Genomic DNA, 19,759 nt, shown 5'->3' on the forward strand with positions numbered 1-19,759 from the left:
GGAGCTTTTCTTATTTGTCAAAAACATTGTATTTTTATCGGAATAGTGAAACAATAGAGAGGTAGCTTCATATAATCATAATGAAAAAGTGAGCGGTTGATGAATCGAACATAAAGGAGATTATAGTATGGCACTCTCATTTGTTGAAACAGAAGAACAATCTTTCATTATTGAACAAATAAATAAATTGATTCCGAAGTTCATGGAAAGGGAGCATCAACTAAGTGAATTAGGATCATTTCCGTATGAAAATATGAGTGATTTGAAAGATATCGGATATACGAAATTAACGTTACCGAAGGAATTTGGTGGTAGTGCGATTTCTTTATATGACTTCGTTTTATTTCAAGAGAAAATCGCAGAAGGCTGCGGGGCTACAGCATTATCGATTGGCTGGCATCTTGGCATTGTGAAAGAGCTAGCGGAAAATCGCTCTTGGAATGATGAGATGTTCAAATGGTTTTGCGAAGAAGTGCGTAACGGTGCGCTATTTAATCGGGCAGCAACAGAACCAAAAACAGGAAGTCCGACGCGTGGCGGAAAACCAGAAACAATAGCAGTTCAACAAGGCGAGAAGTGGGTTATAAATGGAAGAAAAACTTTTACAACGATGGCGCCAATACTTGATTATTTTATTATTTCAGCAAGTATGGAAGGCCGAGAAGAAGTTGGTGAGTTTGTCATTCCAAGAAATACACTCGGTGTATCCATTGAAGAAACGTGGGATAGCGTTGCGATGCGAGGGACTGCTAGTCACGACCTTATCTTACAAAATGTAGAGATAGACAATCGCTTTTTTACAGATGTATTGGGCGGGAAAGTGAAACAAAAGGGTATTGGCTGGTTGCTACATATACCAGCATGTTATTTAGGGATTGCACAAGCAGCAAGAAATTATGCAGTTCAGTTTGCGGGATCATACAAGCCAAATAGTTTAAATCATTCTATTAGTTTATTGCCGAATGTTAGAAGATTAGTTGGAGAATTAGAACTTGAGCTTATGCAAGCTCGCGTCTTTTTATATCAAATTGCGAAAAAGTACGATGAAGCAGAGGATAAACTATCACTGCAGGCAGAATTAGCGGCAGTGAAATATGCGGTAACGAATGCGGCAATATCTATTGTAGATAAAGCAATGCGCATCGTAGGAGCAAGAAGTTTATCAGAAAAAAATCCGCTTCATCGTTACTATTTAAACGTCAGAGCAGGATTACACAATCCGCCGATGGATGATGCAACACTGTCTATGCTGGCGGATGCGGCGTTTCGGTCGTAGTTTTTTTAAACTTACATTTTATTATGTATGGACAACATAGTTGTTTTGAAAGCACGGGTTTGATTAGTAATCAAACCCGTGCTTTTTATGTGTACGACGTATTTGGTTGAGATGTAGGTTTTTAATATAAATGATTATCATGATTTTGGATTGTTACTGGTTGAAAGAATATTTATTGCAGTGACAGTTTGAAAACTTTTAATCCCAAATTAAAGGTCTTTCCAAGTTTATCATTCGTAAATATTGTAAAAATTGCCCTGCATGGACCGCATCATGATAGGCAATTCGTAATAGCATATCGCCTAAATATCGTTGATAGCCAACATCACTTCGATCAATAAGTCTTGAATCTAGCTCGGCTATGCTTATGGATTGAACATATGCTATGAAGTCAGTAAAGTATGATTGAGCCAACTCAATTTCTTTTTTTACACAAGTAATTGGCTCGTCATCATACGGCATATGTATATCATGTATTGAGCCGTTGTTTTTTAAAATCATATGATAGTAAAAAGTTGAGGTCCAAACATGACGAATCATCTCACCGAAGGACATAGCCTCATCATCAGGCTTCCAATTAAGGAAATTATCAGGAAGAGAATTCCATAATTTTTCTGAGCGCCTTCTCGTTTCTTTCAAATTTAAGATACTAAGATCAATTGCATTCATAATACATTCTCCTTTACTATTAAACTTAAAATAATTGTATCAATTTAACAGTTAGGGTATCATCGAAATATGAATGTATATCCGAATATCTCATATATAGCTAAACTAATTGCTGAACCTACAAGAGCAATTATCTTAGATTGTTTAATGAATAATCAAGCACTACCTGCTAGCGAATTGGCTTATATGGCAAAGGTGTCACATCCAACGATTAGTTCTCATCTTTCTAAATTAGTAGAGGGGAATCTACTTGTAGTTGAACAACATGGTAGACATCGGTATTATCGACTTGCTAATCAAGAGGTAGCAGAAGTTCTTGAGAAGTTAGGAACAATCGCACCAACAGTCCAAGTTCGTTCTTTAAAACAATCGGATCAACTAAAACAAGTTCGTTATGCTCGAACTTGCTATGATCATCTTGCAGGCAAACTCGGTGTAGAGATAACTGAAAAATTACTACATAAGGAATTTATAATTTTAGAGGAAGGAGAATACATTGTAACGGAACAAGGTAAGCAGTGGTTTCTGAATTTTGGGATAAATATTGAAACGGCAAATATAAAGAGGAGAATATTTGCAAAACCTTGTCTCGATTGGAGTGAACGACGCTACCATATTTCTGGTTGGTTAGGATCTGCAATCGCAAAATTATTTTTGGAACAGGAATGGATTACAAAAACGGATAAGAGTCGGGCTGTCCATCTTACACAAAAAGGTATGAAATTATTGAAAGATCAATTAGGTATTGACATGGATAAATAAAAAAGTCCATCACAATACAGTGCCTCCTGTCGAGTAAGCGGTATTAAATAACCTGAGTTCTATATTTATATAGACTCAGGTTATTTAATTTCTTTTAAAATCTTTGATGATATTTGCGCAAGGAAACTTTAACCTCATTGGCTTTATAGGAAGAGGTTAAATGAAAAAATAGTAGTTGAGTCAGTTCTATTAAATTATTAATCATATTACTCAAAAATGATGCGTAAGAATATAGTAAATGAAGGGAGATATAAAATGAATAAAGTGAAACTGAAAGTATTAAATGTAAGATATGTAGTGATATGTATTTTATTCACGATTATATGTATCCTCACTTCATTCTTCATTTCTAGTAATTCTAGCGTATTTAAATCATATTATATGAATCAATTATTAGGAACGAATTCTACTAAAGGCCTTATGTATATGATAGGAAGTGAAAATCGTTATTTTGCAGAAGAATTTCATAAAGAAAAAGGACAGGCGTCTTTGGAATCTTTTTTACTTTCACTTTCTACAAATATTAATGTAAATGACCTTCGAAGTTTATTAACCAGGGAACTTCCAAATATGAATCAATTTTATTCAGAAATATTAATTGCTGGGGAAGGAACAGATTATACGAACATTCCTGAAGAATCCAGTATTCCTCTAGAGAATATTAAAGATAAAGGTACTGCTATTGAGCACCCAAAGAGTGAGAAAGAAAACAATTCAAATACACAAAATAACGGTGAAAATAAAGTTTTTATTTATCATACACATAGTTGGGAGGCGTTTATTCCTCTCATTCCAGGTGCTACTAAACCTAATGATGCCTCTAGTACAAATAATGAAGTGAATATTACGTTTGTTGGAAATTATTTAAAACAAAAGCTAGAAGAAAAAGGAATAGGGGTTTCACATGATACGACAAATATGAGAGATTTTCTGCGAAATAAAAATTTAAATTGGGCCCAATCTTACAAAGGGTCCCGTCAAATATTACAAGATAAATTAGCGCAAGATAAAAATATTATGTTTCCAATGGACCTTCATAGAGATGATGCACGAAAGAATATTACAACAAAAAATATTAGCGGAAAGAATTATGCTCGGCTTTATTTCATTTTAGGACGAGAAAATCCTAACTTTGAAAAAAATAAAAAAATAGTAACGGCAATAAACTCATATTTAGATGAAAAGTATTACGGTTTAAGCCGAGGGATTTTTATTAAAGATCGTAAAAGCGGAAACGGAGTATATAATCAAGATCTATCTCCAAATGCATTACTTATTGAAATGGGAGGGGTAGATAATACACCAGAAGAATTATACGCTTCCGTTGACGCATTAGTAGAAGCGTTTAGCCACTATTATAATGAAGTAACTAAGAAAAATAATTAAAATAAAAAGGAGTGATACCTAGTCAGAAGTGCTAGGGGATTACTCCTTTTTTATTGTTATTCAGGCTGTACCTCAAGTCCAAAGCTACTCTCAGATCCATCTTCATTATAAGCGGATAAATAATATGTTCCTGGCCGAGGAGAGGAAATTAATGAACGCAAAGTAAGTGTTTTACTTTCATTTTGTTGTATTGTATGTTTTACTAGTGGCTCTTCATCTGGTGATTTGATTGCATATGTAAATGCATTTGTACCGATATTTTTAACTGTGACTTTTAGATCACCAAGACCACTAAAGTCAAATCCGGTACCAACTGACCCACGGAATGTATGTGTATCATTAACTGATGACGAACGAAATGTTTGGAGTTCATTTGTTTCACTTGATGAGGGAGTGATCGTTTCTTTTGCTTCTACTTTAGAAGGAGTGGAATCTAGTTGTGTATTTGGCTTTGTTAATAAAGTAATTGTGCAAAGTGATGCGATGAGAATAAATGAACTAGAAATCATGAACTGTTTTTTTGTAAGAAGCATAACGTGTTCTCCTTTTTATTGTATAATATATGAAAAATATACCATTGCCGATAATTGTTATCAATTAAAAAAATCTTTCTTTTCATTCTTCTTTTTATAGTTTTATAGGAGAAAGCTAGGTTTCTTATTTTTACTAATGTTATAATAAGAAAAAAGCGCGAAAAGAGGTCATCTCATGCTAGAGGTTATTGCAACATGTTTAGAAGATGTAAAACGAATTGAACGAGCTGGCGGGAAGCGAATTGAATTAATTTCATCTTATACAGAAGGCGGTTTAACGCCGAGCTATGCATTTATTAAAAAAGCGGTAGAAGCAGTACATATACCGATTCACGTTATGATTCGTCCGCATGCGAAGTCTTTTACATATACGGAAGAAGAAATTGAAATGATGAAAGAAGACATTATCGTTGCGCAAAAGTTAGGTGCAGCGGGTGTTGTATTAGGCGTATTAAACGAACAAAATGAAGTGGATGAAGAGAAATTAGTGGATTTACTATCTGTGGTAGATGGGATAAACGTAACGTACCACCGTGCAATAGATGATATAGAAAATCCAGTAGAAGCGATGAAAACTTTAAAGAAATTTCATAAAGTGACTCACGTTTTAACTTCAGGTGGACAAGGAAATATAGTAGAGAATATTCCGGTGCTTGCAGAAATGCAAAAGGTAAGCGATGGTCAAATTCAACTTGTTGCTGGAGCTGGCGTGACGAAAGAAAATATAAAGCAATTGCTAGATGAAACTGGAATTTCGCAAGCTCATGTCGGTACAGCGGTAAGAGAAGGGAAATCATGTTTTTCTGAAATTGATCTTAATTTAGTGCAAGAATTAGTTCAAATCATACAATAAACACGTAAGAAAGAGGAGAAACGATGAAGGAAAATACGAAGAAAGAATTATTCTCATGGGCTAAAACGATAGGATTTACTCTTGTATTAATTGCTATTATTCGCGGTGTTTTATTTACACCTTCATTAGTACAAGGTGAATCGATGATGCCTACTTTAGAAAATAACGAACGAGTTCTTGTGAATAAGATCGGTTATAGTATAAGTGGATTAGACCGCTTTGATATTATCGTCTTCCACGGTAAAGAAGGATACGATTTAGTAAAACGAGTAATTGGTGTACCAGGCGATACAGTGGAGTATAAAAACGATGTGTTATATGTAAACGGAAAAGCGATGGAAGAACCATATTTAAAAGAGTTTAAAGAAAAAGCAGCAGGCCGTGTATTAACTCCAGACTTTACGTTAGAACAAATTACAGGAAAAACGAAAGTGCCAGAAGGCCAAGTGTTTGTTTTAGGAGATAATCGAGAAGTTTCTAAAGACGGTCGTATGTTCGGGTTTATTTCAGAAGATGAGATTGTCGGAAAAGGACAAGCTGTTTTCTGGCCGTTGAAACAAGTAAGAGCGTTATAAAACAAATATGAGAGAAATATTCTTCCGGTGGATTTAAATCACATTTTTTGTAAAACTGAATGTTCATTTAAGAAAGACAGAGGTCATTTTGATTATTATTTTTCAAAATGGCCTCTATTTATTTGAAGATAGTATTGCAAGGAGGGAATTTAAATGATAATGAAAGACGCAGAAGTTATCTTAAACAGGAAAGGAGCCAGGAAAGTAAACGAAATTCCTAAAGAGGTCTTACAATTACTACAGCAAGGGAAAGTAGAGAGTGTTAATCTAACAGAATGGCTAGCTATAAATCATATTGAACTACTTAAAAATGTCTTACCTTCAATAGGACTCAAGAATAGCTTGGAATATATAGTAGCTGAATTAGAAAAACAGAACGTTGGAACGGGAATGAAAGTCATACGAATAACAGGAACTTTATTGGATGAAATTATAAGCAAAGAGAATGAAGGAAACAAGGAAGATATACTGTTAAAATTATCTGATCATATTTCAGATAGTGTACGATGTTGGGCAGCGTTTATGAATAAAAAATCAAATAACACATTAAAAGATACATTAACGTACATTCGACCTTTTGCGGCGGATCATCATTTTGGTGTTCGAGAAATTGCTTGGATGTCTATTAGAGAAGATCTTTCACAGAATATAGAAGAAAGTGTGGAATTGTTAGTAGAATGGGCAAAAAGTGAAGATGAGAATATTCGCAGGTTCTCTGTAGAATCTATTCGTCCTCGAGGTGTATGGAGTAAACACATTGAAATATTAAAACAAGAACCTGAAAAAGCACTTCCCATTCTTAATTTACTTAAATCAGATCCATCAAAATATGTACAAGATTCGGTTGGAAACTGGTTAAATGATGCGAGTAAAACTAAACCGGATTGGGTAATGAACCTGTGTGAAGAATGGGCAAAGGATACTGACATAAAATCAACTAGTAGAATTATTAAAAAAGCTAAAAGAACGATTTTGAAAAATAAATAATATGTAACTAATAGACTTGTTAGTTCTACGAAGGAACCATCAATTATGTAAAAAAGAATACTTTGAATAGCTATGAGAAGAGCATGTATTGATCAATACATGCTCTTTATATTTTATTTTATATCAGTGTTATTAATGAAAGGTGATCAAATTTTATTTCAAATCTAAACTTCCGTACTTTTTATTTTAACTTTTATTCTAATAGTTTTGTAGCAATGTGAACTTTGGAAATTGAACCGTCGTGATTTCTAAAGTTAATTTTATATTCACTGTCAGGAAGCGAATCACTCCAATATAAATTACATTCACTAATAGTTCGTTCTTTACGTGTTAAAGTTCTGTCAATCATCCAAGAGCCTTTCATTCTATATAAATCACATATTATTTGTGTTTTTTTATAGCGGACAAAATATATCGGGTCATGCGCTTAAAAAAATATTGAAAGAATTGAAAGAATATTTTATAATTTTAAATTATATATTTGTTTCGAAAAACGGAATTTAAGTTCCGAAATTCGGAACAAGAGGGAGATAGAATGAGTATAAATAAAACAGCAGTTAAGACAATGGATATTTTAGAGTTGTTTTATGAGCATGAAGAGTTAAGTTTAACAGAGATGGTTCAGCTTACGAATATGCCAAAAACATCTGTTTATCGTTTAATTGGCTCGTTAGAAGAAATGGAGTTTTTACAAAAAAACGAGAAGGGGAAATATCGTCTCGGAGTCGTTTTTTTACGGTTCGGTCAACTTGTTTCACAAAGATTATCCGTAAGAAATATTGCGATTCCCTATATGAAAGAGCTTAGAGATAGTTTAGGGCAGGCAGTTAATTTAATTATTCAAGATGGTAATGATGCGATTTATGTGGAAAAGATGGAAGGTGCTCAGCCTGTACGCGTGTATACGGCGGTTGGGAGAAGAGCACCGCTTTATGCGGGTGCATGTCCGAGAATTTTACTATCGTATTTCTCTGAGGAAGAGCAATGGAAATACGTAGAGAAAACGGATTTAAAACAGTTTTCAGATGGAACAATCGTGGATAAGGAACAATTGCTAGAAGTGTTACAAATGGCGAGAAAGGAAGGACACACAATTAGCTACTCTGAGTTAGAAAATCATACAGCCGCTATAGCAGCGCCCATTTTCGCAAGCGATGGAACGGTTATAGCAGGTATTAGTATTTCGGGATTAGCTATTGAGTATAACGAAAGTAATATTGCATATTTTATTGCGAAAGTGAAAGAAACGGCACATCGCATTTCGAAAGAACTCGGCTTTTTGGCATAGAAAGAGGGAGTGGGATGAAATTTTCTGCGTTAGGGGATCAAGCAATTATTGTTACATTTGGTGAAGAAATGGGAATGAAGACATACGAAAAAGTGCAGCGATTGTTTCAAGCGTTGAGGCGGCATCCATTTACAGGAATGGTTGAATGTGTGCCGTCTTTCACTTCGTTAGCGGTCTACTACAATGTTTACGAAGTGTGGAAGCGAAATGAGAGAAGTGAAGGATCATATCATTACGTTTGCTGGTATATACAGGAGCTTTGTAATTCATATAAAGAAAAAGTGAATCAAGATGTGAAACATATTTCTATACCTGTTTGCTACGGTGGAGAATATGGACCTGATTTAGAAGAGGTCGCACATTCTAGAGGATTACGAGCTGAAGATGTCATTCGTATACATAGTGAAACAACATATTTTGTGTATATGTTAGGTTTTACACCAGGGTTCCCGTATTTAGGAGGGCTATCAAAAGAACTAGAAACACCTAGAAAAGAAACACCACGGTTACAAATACCTCCTGGTTCGGTAGGTATTGGCGGGAATCAAACAGGTATATATCCGCTTGAAACACCGGGTGGATGGAATATTATCGGCCGAACACCAATCTCTTTATTTAATCCAGAAGAAGAAACACCAACATATATTCAAAGCGGTATGTACTTACGATTTATCCCAATAACGAAGGAAGAGTACGTATCACTTGAGGGGGCTAAAGAATGGATGTAGAGGTTTTACATGCAGGGATGTTTACAACAGTCCAAGATTTAGGGCGATTTCACTATCAACAATACGGTGTACCTGTTGGCGGGGCAATGGATCAAAGTGCACTTCGGATGATCAATATGTTAGTCGGTAATGAAGAGAATGAAGCAGGACTCGAAATGACGATTATGGGGCCTAAATTGTTAATAAAGAAAACGACTTTACTTGCGATTGGCGGAGCAAATACGGAACCGTTACTGAATGGGGAGCGTATTCCATTATGGCGTCCTATTTTAGCGAAAGAAGGTAGCATGCTTTGCTTTGGAAAAGTGAAAAGCGGTTGCAGAGCGTATGTGACTTTTGCGGGTGGTATACATATTGATCGTACAATGGGAAGTAAAAGTACTTACATACGTGCTGCGATTGGTGGTATTGAAGGAAGGATGCTGAAAAAAGGAGATTATTTTCAAATTGGTACGCACACTGAAATAGTGAGTCGTTTCATTCAAGACTTACAAAAGAGAGAGCAAATCAAAACAAACTGGGCAATTAGCAGCAGTGTACTACCAAAGTATAAGAAATATCCTAAGCTGCGTGTCATAACTAATTTTGAATATGATCAATTTACAGAAGAAAGTAGAAAGGCATTTTTTACGAAAGAGTATAAAGTATCTAATTACGCTGACCGTATGGGTTATAGGGTTGAGGGAGAAGTTTTAAATAGAGTGGAAGAAAAAGAGATTTTATCGAGTCCCGTTACATTTGGAACCATTCAAGTGCCAAACGGTGGACAGCCGATTATATTAATGGCAGATAGGCAAACGACAGGTGGCTATCCGAGAATGGGAAATATCATTTCAGTAGATTTACCTCTTCTTGCCCAGCTAAAACCAGGGGACTATGTTTCATTTGAGAAAATTACGCTGGAAGAAGCGGAACAATTGTACATAGAACAAGAAGTAAATATGAATCTATTAAAGAAATTCATCGCTTTACGAAGCTGACAATAGGAGGGGGAAATCGTGACGACAATCGATTTAAACTGTGATTTAGGAGAAAGTTTTGGAGCTTATAAAATGGGGAATGATGATGAAATTCTTCCGTTCGTTTCCTCTATAAACGTTGCTTGCGGTTTTCATGCGGGTGATCCAGTTGTAATGAGGAAAACGGTTGAAAAGGCACTGCAGCACAACGTAGCAATAGGAGCACATCCTGGTTTTCCTGATTTAATTGGATTTGGAAGAAGAAATATGAACGTTTCGGCAAGTGAAGTATACGATTATGTATTGTATCAAATTGGTGCATTAGACGCTTTTGTGAAAGCAGCTGGCGGGATGATGCATCATGTGAAACCACACGGGGCTCTATATAATATGGCGGCGACTAATCCTGCAATTGCAGATGCAATTGCAAAGGCAATTTATGATAGTAATTCAAATCTATTACTTTACGGATTAGCAAATAGTGAGGCGTTTATACAGGCTGCGGAAAAATACAATATCACTCTCGTACAAGAGGCTTTTGCTGATCGAACGTATAAGCAAGATGGAACGTTGACGAGCCGGACAGAAGAAAATGCACTCATAAAAAATGAAGACGAAGCGATAAAGCAAGTGCTACAAATGGTGAAAGAAGGGTATGTAAACGCGGTGAGCGGAGAGAAAGTAGTAGTTCACGCACAAACCATTTGTTTGCATGGTGATGGAGAGAAAGCAGTGCAATTTGCGGGAAAAATATACAGAACATTCGAACTTAATGACATTTCTATTTGTGCACCGAAATAAAAAATAGGGGAAGTGCTGGAATGATTAAATTAATCGGGATATTACTTGTTGCAGTGGGCTTTTTATTTAGATTAAATACACTTTTAGTAGTTATGGTAGCAGGTATTGTTACTGGTATGGTTTCAGGATTAAGCTTTTATGATGTGATCAGCATGTTCGGTAAATTTTTCATAGAAAATAGATATATGTCTATGCCGATTATACTAACTTTACCGGTAATCGGAATTTTAGAGCGTTACGGTTTAAAAGAAAGAGCAGAAGCACTTATAACGAAATCAAAAGGCGCAACAACTGGAAGAGTATTAATGTCATATTTTACGATAAGAGAATCATCAGCAGCACTTGGACTGAATATTGGTGGTCATGCACAAACAGTAAGACCGCTCGTTGCACCGATGGCAGAAGGGGCTGCACAAGGTAAATATGGTAAGTTACCTGAAAAGTTAAGAGAAAAGATTAAAGCAAACGCAGCAGCTGCGGAAAATACAGCATGGTTTTTCGGAGAGGATATATTTATCGCCACTGGAGCTATTTTATTAATGAAAGGATTCTTCGATTCAGTAGGTATGCATGTCGGTGTATGGGATATGGCACTTTGGGGTATTCCAACGGCAATAGCGGCGCTTATTGTAAGCTGGATTAGATTTAGAAGATTTGATAAATATATAGAGAAAACGATGACATCAAAAGAAAAAGAAGAGAAGGAGGCAATATAAAATGAACATTATCACAATGGATACAATTTATTACGTATTAGGTATAATCGTTGCCTTTATCGCTGTTCGTATTGCATTTGATCGTGAACATCCAAATCGATGGGGTTCTAGCTTATTTTGGGCGCTATTTGCAGTTACGTTTTTATTCGGAAATGTAATTTCTTCGTTTTACGTTGGCTGTATCGTGCTCGCAATGGTCGTGTTAGCTTCATTAAACAAAGTAACAAAATCAGAGGAGAAAGAAGTACCAGTACAAGAACGTGTGAAACATGCTGAGAAATTAAAAAATAAAATTTTTATGCCTGCACTTTTAATACCTATTTTTACAATTATCGGTACGTTAACGTTAGGGAAAATCAAATGGGGGAATATATCTCTTGTTGATCCAGATAAAGTAACGCTAGTAGCATTAGCACTAGGGGCATTACTTGCATTCGTTGCAGCGATGCGTATTACAAAATCGAAAATAACAACGCCTGTTCAAGAAGGTAGCAGACTATTACAAGCTGTCGGCTGGGCTGTTATTTTACCACAGATGTTAGCAGCACTTGGTGGTATTTTCGCAAAATCTGGCGTTGGACAAGTTGTTTCTGATTTAGTCGGCCAAGTATTACCGACAGAGTATCCGTTCGTTGCTGTTATGGCGTATTGTTTAGGTATGATGCTCTTCACAGTCGTAATGGGAAATGCATTCGCAGCATTTGCCGTTATTACTGGCGGAATTGGCTTACCTTTAATTGTTCAAATGCACGGCGGGAATCCAGCGATTATGGCAGCGCTCGGTATGTTTGCTGGATATTGCGGAACGCTCATTACGCCAATGGCAGCAAACTTTAATATCGTTCCGGCAATGCTTTTAGAGCTAAAAGATAAAAATGCAGTCATTAAAGCACAAGTACCAATTGCTCTTTCAATCTTTATCATAAATATGTTTATTATGTACGGCCTTGTATATCGTTTCTAATTAGGAGGGAAAACTATGAAAACAGTATTACTAACAGGGTTCGATCCGTTCGGCGGAGAAAGCATCAACCCAGCTTGGGAAGTCGCAAAAAGTTTGCATGAAAAAACAATCGGAGAATACAAGATTATTAGTAAACAAGTCCCAACGGTATTTCATAAATCAATAAAAGTATTAAAAGAGTATATAGAAGAACTAAACCCTGAAATGATTATATGTATTGGACAAGCTGGGGGCAGACCAGATATTACGATAGAGCGTGTCGCAATTAATATCGATGATGCAAGAATTGCTGACAATGAAGAGAATCAGCCGGTAGATGTACCGGTTGTGGAAGAAGGGCCGGCTGCCTATTGGTCTACACTTCCGATGAAAGCAATTGTAAAAAAACTACAAGTAGAAGGCATACCAGCTTCCGTTTCACAAACAGCAGGTACATTCGTTTGTAATCACTTATTCTACGGTCTCATGCATGAACTAGAGAAACAGGATAAGAAAATAAAAGGCGGATTTGTTCATATTCCGTTTTTACCAGAACAAGCGAGTAACTATCCAGGTCAACCAAGTATGTCACTTTCTACTATTCGTAAAGGGATAGAATTGGCGATTGAGGTAACGACGACAGTTGAGGTGGATATTGTTGAAATTGGGGGTACGACGCATTAAAGAAAACGAATCGTACAACACCTCCTGTAAACAACTGGTATAATAAGTATAGCAATATACATAGAGGTGATTTTTGTGCAACAATTTGAAGAAGTGCGTTCAATTTTAGAAAAAGCGAAGAAAATTACAGTGTTAACAGGTGCTGGTGCAAGTACGGAAAGTGGTATTCCAGATTTTCGTTCAGCAAATGGATTGTATGCTGATGCGAATGTGGAGATGTATTTATCAAGAGGATATTATAATAGAAGTCCGAAAGAATTTTGGAAGCATTATAAGGAAATCTTTCAAATTAATACGTTTCATCAATATAAACCAAATCGTGGGCATCGCTTTTTAGCTGAACTAGAAGAACAAGGGAAAGATATTACGATTTTAACGCAAAATATTGACGGCTTACATCAATTAGGTGGTAGTAAACATGTCATTGATTTACATGGAACACTTCAAACAGCACATTGTCCGAAGTGTAAAAAGGGATATGATTTGCAGTATATGATTGATCATGAAGTGCCTCGCTGTCAGAAGTGTAATTTCATTTTAAATCCAGACGTTGTTTTATACGGAGATACATTGCCGCAATATCAAAATGCGATAACACGTTTATATGAAACAGATGTACTTATCGTTATGGGAACGTCATTAAAAGTACAACCCGTCGCTTCATTCCCGCAAATCGCAAAGAGGGAAATAGGGGCAACGACAATTTTAGTAAATGAAGAGTTAACAAGGCAAGAATATAACTTTGATTTTGTTTTTCAAAATAAGATTGGTGAATTTGTTGACGGGTTATCTTCAATGAAATAAGTTATTGAAAAAACTGAGGTGTAAAGAGAACACCTCAGTTTTTTCGTTTGAAGAAAATTCATGTTATTCCTTAATAAGGGAATGGTAATAAATAGGTTGTGAAATTAAAATACTGAAAATTAAATCTTTTATTTCTTTAGTAATTAATATAAAATTCTATATATATCATATAAATAAATTTGATACATAATGGTTCTTTGTAGAAATGTTAATAGAATGAAGCGAGGGAGCGAAATGAGACAGAAAAAGGAGCAGAAGAAACAATCGAAAAAGAAAAAGACTCATATTCCATTTCGATTAAATGTACTATTTTTTATTGTCTTTCTTTTATTTTCAGCTATTATAATTCAATTAGGTAAAGTACAAATCATTGATGGAGAAACGTATAGAAATGAAGTGAACAAAAAGGAAGATGTAACGGTAAGCACGCCTGTCCCTAGAGGGAAAATGTTTGATCGGCAAGGTCAAGTGATTGTAAATAACAAACCACTACGAACCGTTACATATACGAAAATGAAAGGAGTAGATTCGAAAGAAGTTTTACAAGTAGCGAGACAGTTAGCTCAGCTAATAGAAATGTCGCCAGAAGATATAGCTAAGTTAACGGAAACAGATAAGAAAGATTTTTGGATGCAGTTAAATGAAAAACAAGCAGCAGCAAAAGTGACAAAAGAAGATGAGAATACATTTAGGAAGCAAGAGATAGAAGGGAAAGAATTAGATAAAAAAGTAGAAGAGTTACGTAGGGAAAGAATTACGCAAGAAGAATTAAGTGAACTTTCAAAAGAGGATTTAGAAGTACTAGCAATTAAAAGTAGGATGAATGCGGGATATAAAATGACGCCGCAAATCGTTAAAAAAGATGTAAGTCAAAATGAATACGCAGTCGTAAGTGAAAGATTGGCAAGTTTGCCAGGAGTGGATACGACAGTGGATTGGGAACGTGAATACCCAAATGATAAAATACTTCGCTCAATCCTTGGTAGCGTTTCTACTGAAAATGAGGGTTTGCCAAGAGAACAGTTAGATTATTATTTAGTGCGTGATTATAACCGAAATGATCGCATTGGTAAGAGTTACATCGAAAAACAATACGAAGATGCCTTACATGGAACGAAAGAACAGTCGAAAAATATTACGGATAAAGCAGGAAATATTATTCGAACTGAAAAAGTGACCGAAGGAAAAAGTGGTAACAACTTAATGTTAACAGTTGATATGGAGTTACAGAAAAAAGTAGAGGAAAGTCTTGAAAAGAATTTACGAGCATTTCATTCTGCAGAGCCGATGATGGATCGAGCGTTCGTTGTAATGATGAACCCGAAAAATGGACAAATTTTATCAATGGCTGGAAAGAAAATTGTAAATAAAGATGGTGGTATGCAAATAGAAGACTTTGCTTTAGGAACGATGACAAGTTCTTATGAGTTAGGATCAACTGTGAAAGGGGCTACGTTATTAGCCGGATATCAAACTGAAACAATTAAGCCGTATACGCATTTCTTCGATGCACCAATGTATTTTAAAGGAAGTACTAAGCCAAAGAAATCGTGGAAAGACTTTGGAGATATTGATGATTTAAGAGCTTTACAAGTTTCATCAAACGTCTATATGTTTAATACAGCATTAAAAATGGCAGGTATAAATTATGTGCCAAACAATCCACTAGATATTAAAAAAGAGACATTTAATAAAATGCGCTACTACTTTAGACAGTTCGGATTAGGTGTACCGACTGGTATTGATTTGCCGAATGAATCGATTGGTCAAATGGGTAGAACGGATGACATACCTGGTTTTTTACTTGATTACGCGATTGGACAGTATGATACATATACGCCGCTTCAACTTGCTCAATATATGTCAACAATTGCAAACGGCGGTTACCGAATGAAACCACAAATTGTACAAGAAGTGAGAGAGCAACCACATAAACCAGAGGATATTGGAAAAGTTGTTAGGTCTATTGAACCAGTTATATTAAATCGAGTGGATATGGACACTTCATACATAAATCATGTAAAAGAAGGGTTTAGAAGAGTTTTTCAAGAGACTGACGGGACAGGTACTGGAACGTTTAAAGGATTACCGTATAAACCAGCTGGAAAAACAGGAACAGCTGAAACTGTATATGGTGGAGAAAGTGATATTGGAAGAGATGAAAACTATAACCGAAAAAAATGTTATAATTTAACTCTTGCCGGTTATGCACCATATGATGCTGATCCGGAAGTAGCTTTTTCAGTTGTTGTACCTTGGGTGAATGATGACAAATCAGGAATTAATTCCGCGATTGGTAAAGAGATTTTGGATGCGTATTTTGAATTGAAAGTGAAAAGAGCCGGTGGAAATCCAGTCCCAGTAGAACAACCGAACAAGACCCAGTAAAAATAGTATCACTGCATGGAGACATATTGTGCAGTGATATATTTTTTGAGTTAAAAAGCGTTTAAATAAGGTGGGAATGGATATGAAAGAGGAGATTAAAAGAGGATGGGGAAAATACATACTCTTTGTTTTTGTTTTGGTAGTAGCCTATCATTCTTTTACTTTATGTAAAGTGGAAGGGAAATCGATGCAACCGACTTTATATGAAGAAGACTACGTATTTGTAAATAAAGCAGCAGTACATTTTTCTAATTTAGAGCACGGAGAAATTGTCATAATAAAGGAAGAGGATGAGTCGAAATATTATGTGAAACGAGTAATAGGACTTCCTGGTGACGTAATTAACATAACGAATGGATCAGTATATGTGAATGATAAAAAGCAAGAAGAACCGTATACAAATAAAGATTTATTCAATAATACGCAAGTGTTTTATAATTTTCAAAAGACAAAAATCCCGCCAAATAAGTTATTTGTAATGGGAGACAATCGTGAACTTAGTAGAGATAGTCGAAATGGCTTAGGGTATATTGCAGAAGATAATATAATAGGCAAAGTGGAATTTGTATATTATCCTTTTTCAAAAATGAAGATCATAGAATAAGTGGGGTTATACAAAACCCCACTTATTAAAGTTTCAATTTATCTTCTTTAAATAACCTTTTGGATTAAATGCAATGAAAGACGGTGGTTACATATATGCATATGATAAGAAAGGAAATGAGATTAGTAAAATAGATGGCCAAAGTATGATGAGTAACGCAAAGGATGAAAAGGGGTATTACTTTTCTCATATTGAAAGAGTAAATAAAACGATGTGAAGGAGATAACTTAAATTATGGCATTCAAAAGTGAGGAAGAACTAAATGAAGCTATCGAAGAAGCTAAAGCAAGTCTAGCGATAGAGGGTAGGATTATTACAAAAGAAATGGAAAAGATTATTAAAGCGAAGGTAACAGGAAAGATAACGTATGAGCAATTTATCGCATTAGCTGATGCGATTGCAAGACGTGAACGTACGTAACAATCTAGAAGCCACCACAAAATTTTTAAAAATAAACGGGGAAAAGAGATGGTAGATCCATCTCTTTTTTATTTCCATATGCTCCATGATTAACTGCGAATCACCTTAATCATAAAACGATGTTGCTTCACATCAAAATATCCTTTTTGTAAGATGATTTCATGTATACGATATAATTCCTCATAGTAACCTTCGACAGTAAAATCAGGGATTTGCCACGGAATCGCTTTTAAATAATAGACGATAGCGCCAATGTCGTAAAAGCGTTGAAAAGGGAACTCTTCTTTTTCTTCTAAAATAGTAAATCCATTTTGCTTTAATTCAATGCATGCTGCTTCGAGCGACCAACTTGCAAATTCGCTATTTAGCGGTGCGTTAAACTGCTCATTAAGTTCCGCGCAATCAAGGCCGCCAACTTGTTGGGTAAGAAATGTTCCATTTGTAGAAAGTATTCTTTTTACTTCAGAAGCAGCATATGATTCATGTTGATTTATGATTAAATCAAACTGACCATCTTGAAATGGTAAAGCAGTATCATCGGTCACTTCTACAACTGTAACCCCTAAAGCTTCTAATTTCTTCCGAGCAATTGGTACATTCGGAGCATAGCCCTCAGTAGCATAAATAGTTGACGGGAACGGTTGTAACATAGATAAAAACTCTCCGCCGCCAGTACCCATATCTACCATTGATTCTGCATGCTGCATAAGCTGGAAAGCGGTGCTGCCGTACGACCACGATAAAGGCTCACTCTTCATTCGACCCGTTTCTGAAATGAAAGAGAAATCCCAACCGCTAAAATTTGTATTAGCACTTTTTAATAAAGTTAAAAATAATGGATCACGTTTCATAATTGTACCCTCCTATTTTGTAAGTAAATGATATGATGAGAAAAGAAAAAAGGAGGACCTCTTATTAAAGTGGAACGGTTTTACGTTTCATGTTCAAATAAATTCAAATAAATTCGCTCCTTGTGAGAATGGTTATTTATATATTCGGGATAATCGAGTAGAAATCCTTCGAAATGATAAGGAAAGGCAGTTGTTTAATGAAAAATTGGATGGAGTTTACAGACAAAGAGTACGACCAAATATGGGATAGGGTATATAGTGATTTTGAGTTTTCACCAAGTGGTTCTATATTCCCATCATTTAAGGTGCCAAGTCCTTTTGTGACATATGATATTTCTCATTACTTTGGAGAGTCGGTACAGTTAAATGTATATGATGATCTGGAAAGTAAAGCGCTACAAGCTTTTCAAGAAATTACAGCATCGAATGAATATATCATGGCATTGGATTGGCAACATGAGTGTTATTGGGTGAATCCACATTTAGAGTTTGAAAGAAATGAATTTGATGAGTGGATTATACCAGTATTTCCGAATGGAGATTACTACTTCTTTATTCAGAAGGACTTTAAGTGGGGGTATTTAGGCCACCCTTGGGAGAAGAGTATAACGATATTTGGGAAAGAATTAATAGAAAGCTTTGAACAAAGTAAGCCAGAAATGTTTCAAAATATATTAAGGCAGGGATAGTGTTTTAAAGAGAAAAAACGCTTATACTTCATTTTTGAAGCATAAGCGTTTTTGTTTAAAATACTTAAAAACAAAAATCTTTTGGTAAAGTGCCATTTTTTATCATCGTTCTTAACCCATGTTTCATAATCCAAGGGTTAACAGGATGGTTATTATTGAGCAATTCTCGTAACCATTTAAAAACGAGTTCATTATCTTCTTTCGTAATATCATTAATGTGATTGGCTACAGATTTTTGAACATACTTAGAAGGGTCATTCATTAATGGCTCCAGAAGCTTTAAATTATTTCTGAAATCACCTTTTAGAGCTCCCATTTTTTTAGCCCAAGGAAGTCTTGGTCTTGTACCTTCGGAAACTAATCTCCTAATGTGGCTGTTTTCGTCATGAATCCACTGTTGTAATATGTGTAGTGTGTCTTCATGGTATGTCTCAAGAAAAGGACGAATGGCATATTCAGCAGTATTCCTTTTTGTTATTTCATACATGGCGTTACATGAGGTTTCAAAATTGTTAAGTCCATATTTTTCAACGTATTTTGCAATAGGCATGTACATATATCCGTTTGTAAATGTGCCTACTTCTGTTGTATTTTCTGGTCCCAATGTTTTCAGTAAAATATGTATTGCTTCATTAAAATCCTTTTGTAATGCAGTATGTAATTCATCTGCTATTACTTCTATACGTTGCTTTAATTCTAAATTTTCAACTTTACATGTTACAGAATCTACAAACAACCTTTTAGAGAAAGTAGGATCGTGTTTACAAATAGAATCAGCCATACTTTCTGCTAATTCTTCATTAAATAAAAATTTTAACGGAACATATTTACCCATTTTTTCAC

General features: G+C 35.4%; 24 protein-coding genes. 19 read left to right on the top strand and 5 right to left on the bottom strand.

Going from position 1 to position 19,759, the window contains the following annotated elements; translation table 11 throughout:
• Window positions 1-127 precede the first annotated feature (127 nt).
• Window positions 128-1,276, top strand: coding sequence for an acyl-CoA dehydrogenase family protein (locus ACTFOB_RS17855; RefSeq protein ID WP_440028116.1), 1,149 nt, complete (start codon window positions 128-130; stop codon window positions 1,274-1,276).
• 198 nt (window positions 1,277-1,474) lie between these two features.
• On the opposite strand, the gene ACTFOB_RS17860 is transcribed toward ACTFOB_RS17855, so the two are convergent.
• Window positions 1,475-1,945, bottom strand: coding sequence for a DinB family protein (locus ACTFOB_RS17860; protein ID WP_440028113.1), 471 nt, complete (start codon window positions 1,943-1,945; stop codon window positions 1,475-1,477).
• 69 nt (window positions 1,946-2,014) lie between these two features.
• On the opposite strand from ACTFOB_RS17860, the gene ACTFOB_RS17865 reads away from it, so the two are divergent.
• The gene (locus ACTFOB_RS17865) at window positions 2,015-2,707 is read left to right on the top strand and encodes an ArsR/SmtB family transcription factor (RefSeq protein ID WP_440028110.1); all 693 of its coding nucleotides are present in this window, start codon (window positions 2,015-2,017) and stop codon (window positions 2,705-2,707) included.
• A 255-nt stretch (window positions 2,708-2,962) separates the two neighbouring features.
• Entirely contained in the window at window positions 2,963-4,093 is a 1,131-nt protein-coding gene (locus ACTFOB_RS17870; protein ID WP_440028107.1) for a stage II sporulation protein P, read from the top strand.
• A gap of 56 nt (window positions 4,094-4,149) precedes the next feature.
• Here ACTFOB_RS17870 and ACTFOB_RS17875 read toward each other — a convergent pair whose 3' ends face one another.
• Window positions 4,150-4,626: a hypothetical protein gene (locus tag ACTFOB_RS17875; RefSeq protein ID WP_440028104.1), complete on the bottom strand. Its 477-nt coding sequence runs from the start codon at window positions 4,624-4,626 to the stop codon at window positions 4,150-4,152.
• Between the two features lie 175 nt (window positions 4,627-4,801).
• On the opposite strand from ACTFOB_RS17875, the gene ACTFOB_RS17880 reads away from it, so the two are divergent.
• The 3 genes from ACTFOB_RS17880 (at window position 4,802) to ACTFOB_RS17890 (ending at window position 7,041) form a co-directional block, all read left to right on the top strand.
• On the top strand, window positions 4,802-5,479 hold the full coding sequence (locus ACTFOB_RS17880) for a copper homeostasis protein CutC (RefSeq protein WP_440028102.1): 678 nt from the start codon (window positions 4,802-4,804) through the stop codon (window positions 5,477-5,479).
• A gap of 23 nt (window positions 5,480-5,502) precedes the next feature.
• Entirely contained in the window at window positions 5,503-6,054 is a 552-nt protein-coding gene (gene lepB / locus ACTFOB_RS17885; protein WP_000662492.1) for a signal peptidase I, read from the top strand.
• Between the two features lie 153 nt (window positions 6,055-6,207).
• Window positions 6,208-7,041: a DNA alkylation repair protein gene (locus ACTFOB_RS17890; protein WP_440028099.1), complete on the top strand. Its 834-nt coding sequence runs from the start codon at window positions 6,208-6,210 to the stop codon at window positions 7,039-7,041.
• A gap of 193 nt (window positions 7,042-7,234) precedes the next feature.
• Here ACTFOB_RS17890 and ACTFOB_RS17895 read toward each other — a convergent pair whose 3' ends face one another.
• Window positions 7,235-7,390: a hypothetical protein gene (locus ACTFOB_RS17895; RefSeq protein WP_440028096.1), complete on the bottom strand. Its 156-nt coding sequence runs from the start codon at window positions 7,388-7,390 to the stop codon at window positions 7,235-7,237.
• A gap of 186 nt (window positions 7,391-7,576) precedes the next feature.
• Between ACTFOB_RS17895 and ACTFOB_RS17900 the strand changes: the two genes are divergently transcribed.
• The 12 genes from ACTFOB_RS17900 to ACTFOB_RS17955 all read left to right on the top strand — a co-directional run bounded on the left by ACTFOB_RS17900 (window position 7,577) and on the right by ACTFOB_RS17955 (window position 17,376).
• Window positions 7,577-8,329 carry an IclR family transcriptional regulator gene (locus ACTFOB_RS17900; protein ID WP_440028093.1) on the top strand — a complete coding sequence of 251 codons (753 nt, stop codon included), beginning with the start codon at window positions 7,577-7,579 and terminating at the stop codon, window positions 8,327-8,329.
• 14 nt (window positions 8,330-8,343) lie between these two features.
• Entirely contained in the window at window positions 8,344-9,057 is a 714-nt protein-coding gene (gene pxpB / locus ACTFOB_RS17905; RefSeq protein ID WP_440028091.1) for a 5-oxoprolinase subunit PxpB, read from the top strand.
• Window positions 9,048-10,037 (top strand): biotin-dependent carboxyltransferase family protein, encoded by a 990-nt coding sequence (locus tag ACTFOB_RS17910; RefSeq protein WP_440028088.1) that lies wholly within the window; start codon window positions 9,048-9,050, stop codon window positions 10,035-10,037. Before pxpB ends, ACTFOB_RS17910 begins: the two co-directional genes overlap by 10 nt.
• Window positions 10,038-10,055: 18 nt before the next feature.
• Window positions 10,056-10,817 (top strand): 5-oxoprolinase subunit PxpA, encoded by a 762-nt coding sequence (pxpA, locus tag ACTFOB_RS17915; protein WP_440028085.1) that lies wholly within the window; start codon window positions 10,056-10,058, stop codon window positions 10,815-10,817.
• Window positions 10,818-10,837: 20 nt separating this feature from the next.
• Entirely contained in the window at window positions 10,838-11,533 is a 696-nt protein-coding gene (locus ACTFOB_RS17920) for a DUF969 domain-containing protein (protein WP_440028082.1), read from the top strand.
• 1 nt (window position 11,534) lies between these two features.
• Complete coding sequence (locus tag ACTFOB_RS17925; protein ID WP_440028080.1) at window positions 11,535-12,497, top strand: DUF979 domain-containing protein; 963 nt, start codon at window positions 11,535-11,537, stop codon at window positions 12,495-12,497.
• Between the two features lie 15 nt (window positions 12,498-12,512).
• Entirely contained in the window at window positions 12,513-13,160 is a 648-nt protein-coding gene (gene pcp, locus ACTFOB_RS17930) for a pyroglutamyl-peptidase I (protein ID WP_440028077.1), read from the top strand.
• 75 nt (window positions 13,161-13,235) lie between these two features.
• Window positions 13,236-13,964 carry an NAD-dependent protein deacylase gene (locus ACTFOB_RS17935; protein ID WP_440028074.1) on the top strand — a complete coding sequence of 243 codons (729 nt, stop codon included), beginning with the start codon at window positions 13,236-13,238 and terminating at the stop codon, window positions 13,962-13,964.
• 234 nt (window positions 13,965-14,198) lie between these two features.
• Window positions 14,199-16,352 (top strand): peptidoglycan D,D-transpeptidase FtsI family protein, encoded by a 2,154-nt coding sequence (locus ACTFOB_RS17940; RefSeq protein ID WP_440028071.1) that lies wholly within the window; start codon window positions 14,199-14,201, stop codon window positions 16,350-16,352.
• 82 nt (window positions 16,353-16,434) lie between these two features.
• A complete protein-coding gene (lepB, locus tag ACTFOB_RS17945) occupies window positions 16,435-16,956 on the top strand; it encodes a signal peptidase I (RefSeq protein WP_440028068.1) in 522 nt (173 codons plus the stop codon).
• A gap of 73 nt (window positions 16,957-17,029) precedes the next feature.
• Window positions 17,030-17,173 carry a hypothetical protein gene (locus tag ACTFOB_RS17950; protein WP_440028066.1) on the top strand — a complete coding sequence of 48 codons (144 nt, stop codon included), beginning with the start codon at window positions 17,030-17,032 and terminating at the stop codon, window positions 17,171-17,173.
• 17 nt (window positions 17,174-17,190) lie between these two features.
• Window positions 17,191-17,376: a hypothetical protein gene (locus ACTFOB_RS17955; protein ID WP_440028063.1), complete on the top strand. Its 186-nt coding sequence runs from the start codon at window positions 17,191-17,193 to the stop codon at window positions 17,374-17,376.
• Window positions 17,377-17,465: 89 nt separating this feature from the next.
• On the opposite strand, the gene ACTFOB_RS17960 is transcribed toward ACTFOB_RS17955, so the two are convergent.
• The gene (locus ACTFOB_RS17960) at window positions 17,466-18,227 is read right to left on the bottom strand and encodes a class I SAM-dependent methyltransferase (RefSeq protein ID WP_440028060.1); all 762 of its coding nucleotides are present in this window, start codon (window positions 18,225-18,227) and stop codon (window positions 17,466-17,468) included.
• Window positions 18,228-18,424: 197 nt separating this feature from the next.
• Here ACTFOB_RS17960 and ACTFOB_RS17965 point away from each other — a divergent pair, with 197 nt between their 5' ends.
• Window positions 18,425-18,916, top strand: coding sequence for a DUF2716 domain-containing protein (locus ACTFOB_RS17965; protein WP_440028058.1), 492 nt, complete (start codon window positions 18,425-18,427; stop codon window positions 18,914-18,916).
• Window positions 18,917-18,980: 64 nt separating this feature from the next.
• Here ACTFOB_RS17965 and ACTFOB_RS17970 read toward each other — a convergent pair whose 3' ends face one another.
• Window positions 18,981-19,751: a DNA alkylation repair protein gene (locus ACTFOB_RS17970; protein ID WP_440028055.1), complete on the bottom strand. Its 771-nt coding sequence runs from the start codon at window positions 19,749-19,751 to the stop codon at window positions 18,981-18,983.
• Between the last annotated feature and the right edge of the window lie 8 nt (window positions 19,752-19,759).

Source organism: Bacillus cereus group sp. MYBK79-1 (genome assembly GCF_051915365.1).
Lineage (GTDB): Bacteria > Bacillota > Bacilli > Bacillales > Bacillaceae_G > Bacillus_A.

Coding starts and splice junctions, on each gene's coding strand:
- ACTFOB_RS17855 (WP_440028116.1), top strand. CDS start 128: ATGGCACTCTCATTTGTTGAAACAGAAGAACAATCTTTCATTATTGAA.
- ACTFOB_RS17860 (WP_440028113.1), bottom strand. CDS start 1,945: ATGAATGCAATTGATCTTAGTATCTTAAATTTGAAAGAAACGAGAAGG.
- ACTFOB_RS17865 (WP_440028110.1), top strand. CDS start 2,015: ATGAATGTATATCCGAATATCTCATATATAGCTAAACTAATTGCTGAA.
- ACTFOB_RS17870 (WP_440028107.1), top strand. CDS start 2,963: ATGAATAAAGTGAAACTGAAAGTATTAAATGTAAGATATGTAGTGATA.
- ACTFOB_RS17875 (WP_440028104.1), bottom strand. CDS start 4,626: ATGCTTCTTACAAAAAAACAGTTCATGATTTCTAGTTCATTTATTCTC.
- ACTFOB_RS17880 (WP_440028102.1), top strand. CDS start 4,802: ATGCTAGAGGTTATTGCAACATGTTTAGAAGATGTAAAACGAATTGAA.
- lepB (WP_000662492.1), top strand. CDS start 5,503: ATGAAGGAAAATACGAAGAAAGAATTATTCTCATGGGCTAAAACGATA.
- ACTFOB_RS17890 (WP_440028099.1), top strand. CDS start 6,208: ATGATAATGAAAGACGCAGAAGTTATCTTAAACAGGAAAGGAGCCAGG.
- ACTFOB_RS17895 (WP_440028096.1), bottom strand. CDS start 7,390: ATGATTGACAGAACTTTAACACGTAAAGAACGAACTATTAGTGAATGT.
- ACTFOB_RS17900 (WP_440028093.1), top strand. CDS start 7,577: ATGAGTATAAATAAAACAGCAGTTAAGACAATGGATATTTTAGAGTTG.
- pxpB (WP_440028091.1), top strand. CDS start 8,344: ATGAAATTTTCTGCGTTAGGGGATCAAGCAATTATTGTTACATTTGGT.
- ACTFOB_RS17910 (WP_440028088.1), top strand. CDS start 9,048: ATGGATGTAGAGGTTTTACATGCAGGGATGTTTACAACAGTCCAAGAT.
- ACTFOB_RS17920 (WP_440028082.1), top strand. CDS start 10,838: ATGATTAAATTAATCGGGATATTACTTGTTGCAGTGGGCTTTTTATTT.
- ACTFOB_RS17925 (WP_440028080.1), top strand. CDS start 11,535: ATGAACATTATCACAATGGATACAATTTATTACGTATTAGGTATAATC.
- pcp (WP_440028077.1), top strand. CDS start 12,513: ATGAAAACAGTATTACTAACAGGGTTCGATCCGTTCGGCGGAGAAAGC.
- ACTFOB_RS17940 (WP_440028071.1), top strand. CDS start 14,199: ATGAGACAGAAAAAGGAGCAGAAGAAACAATCGAAAAAGAAAAAGACT.
- lepB (WP_440028068.1), top strand. CDS start 16,435: ATGAAAGAGGAGATTAAAAGAGGATGGGGAAAATACATACTCTTTGTT.
- ACTFOB_RS17950 (WP_440028066.1), top strand. CDS start 17,030: ATGAAAGACGGTGGTTACATATATGCATATGATAAGAAAGGAAATGAG.
- ACTFOB_RS17955 (WP_440028063.1), top strand. CDS start 17,191: ATGGCATTCAAAAGTGAGGAAGAACTAAATGAAGCTATCGAAGAAGCT.
- ACTFOB_RS17960 (WP_440028060.1), bottom strand. CDS start 18,227: ATGAAACGTGATCCATTATTTTTAACTTTATTAAAAAGTGCTAATACA.
- ACTFOB_RS17965 (WP_440028058.1), top strand. CDS start 18,425: ATGAAAAATTGGATGGAGTTTACAGACAAAGAGTACGACCAAATATGG.
- ACTFOB_RS17970 (WP_440028055.1), bottom strand. CDS start 19,751: ATGGGTAAATATGTTCCGTTAAAATTTTTATTTAATGAAGAATTAGCA.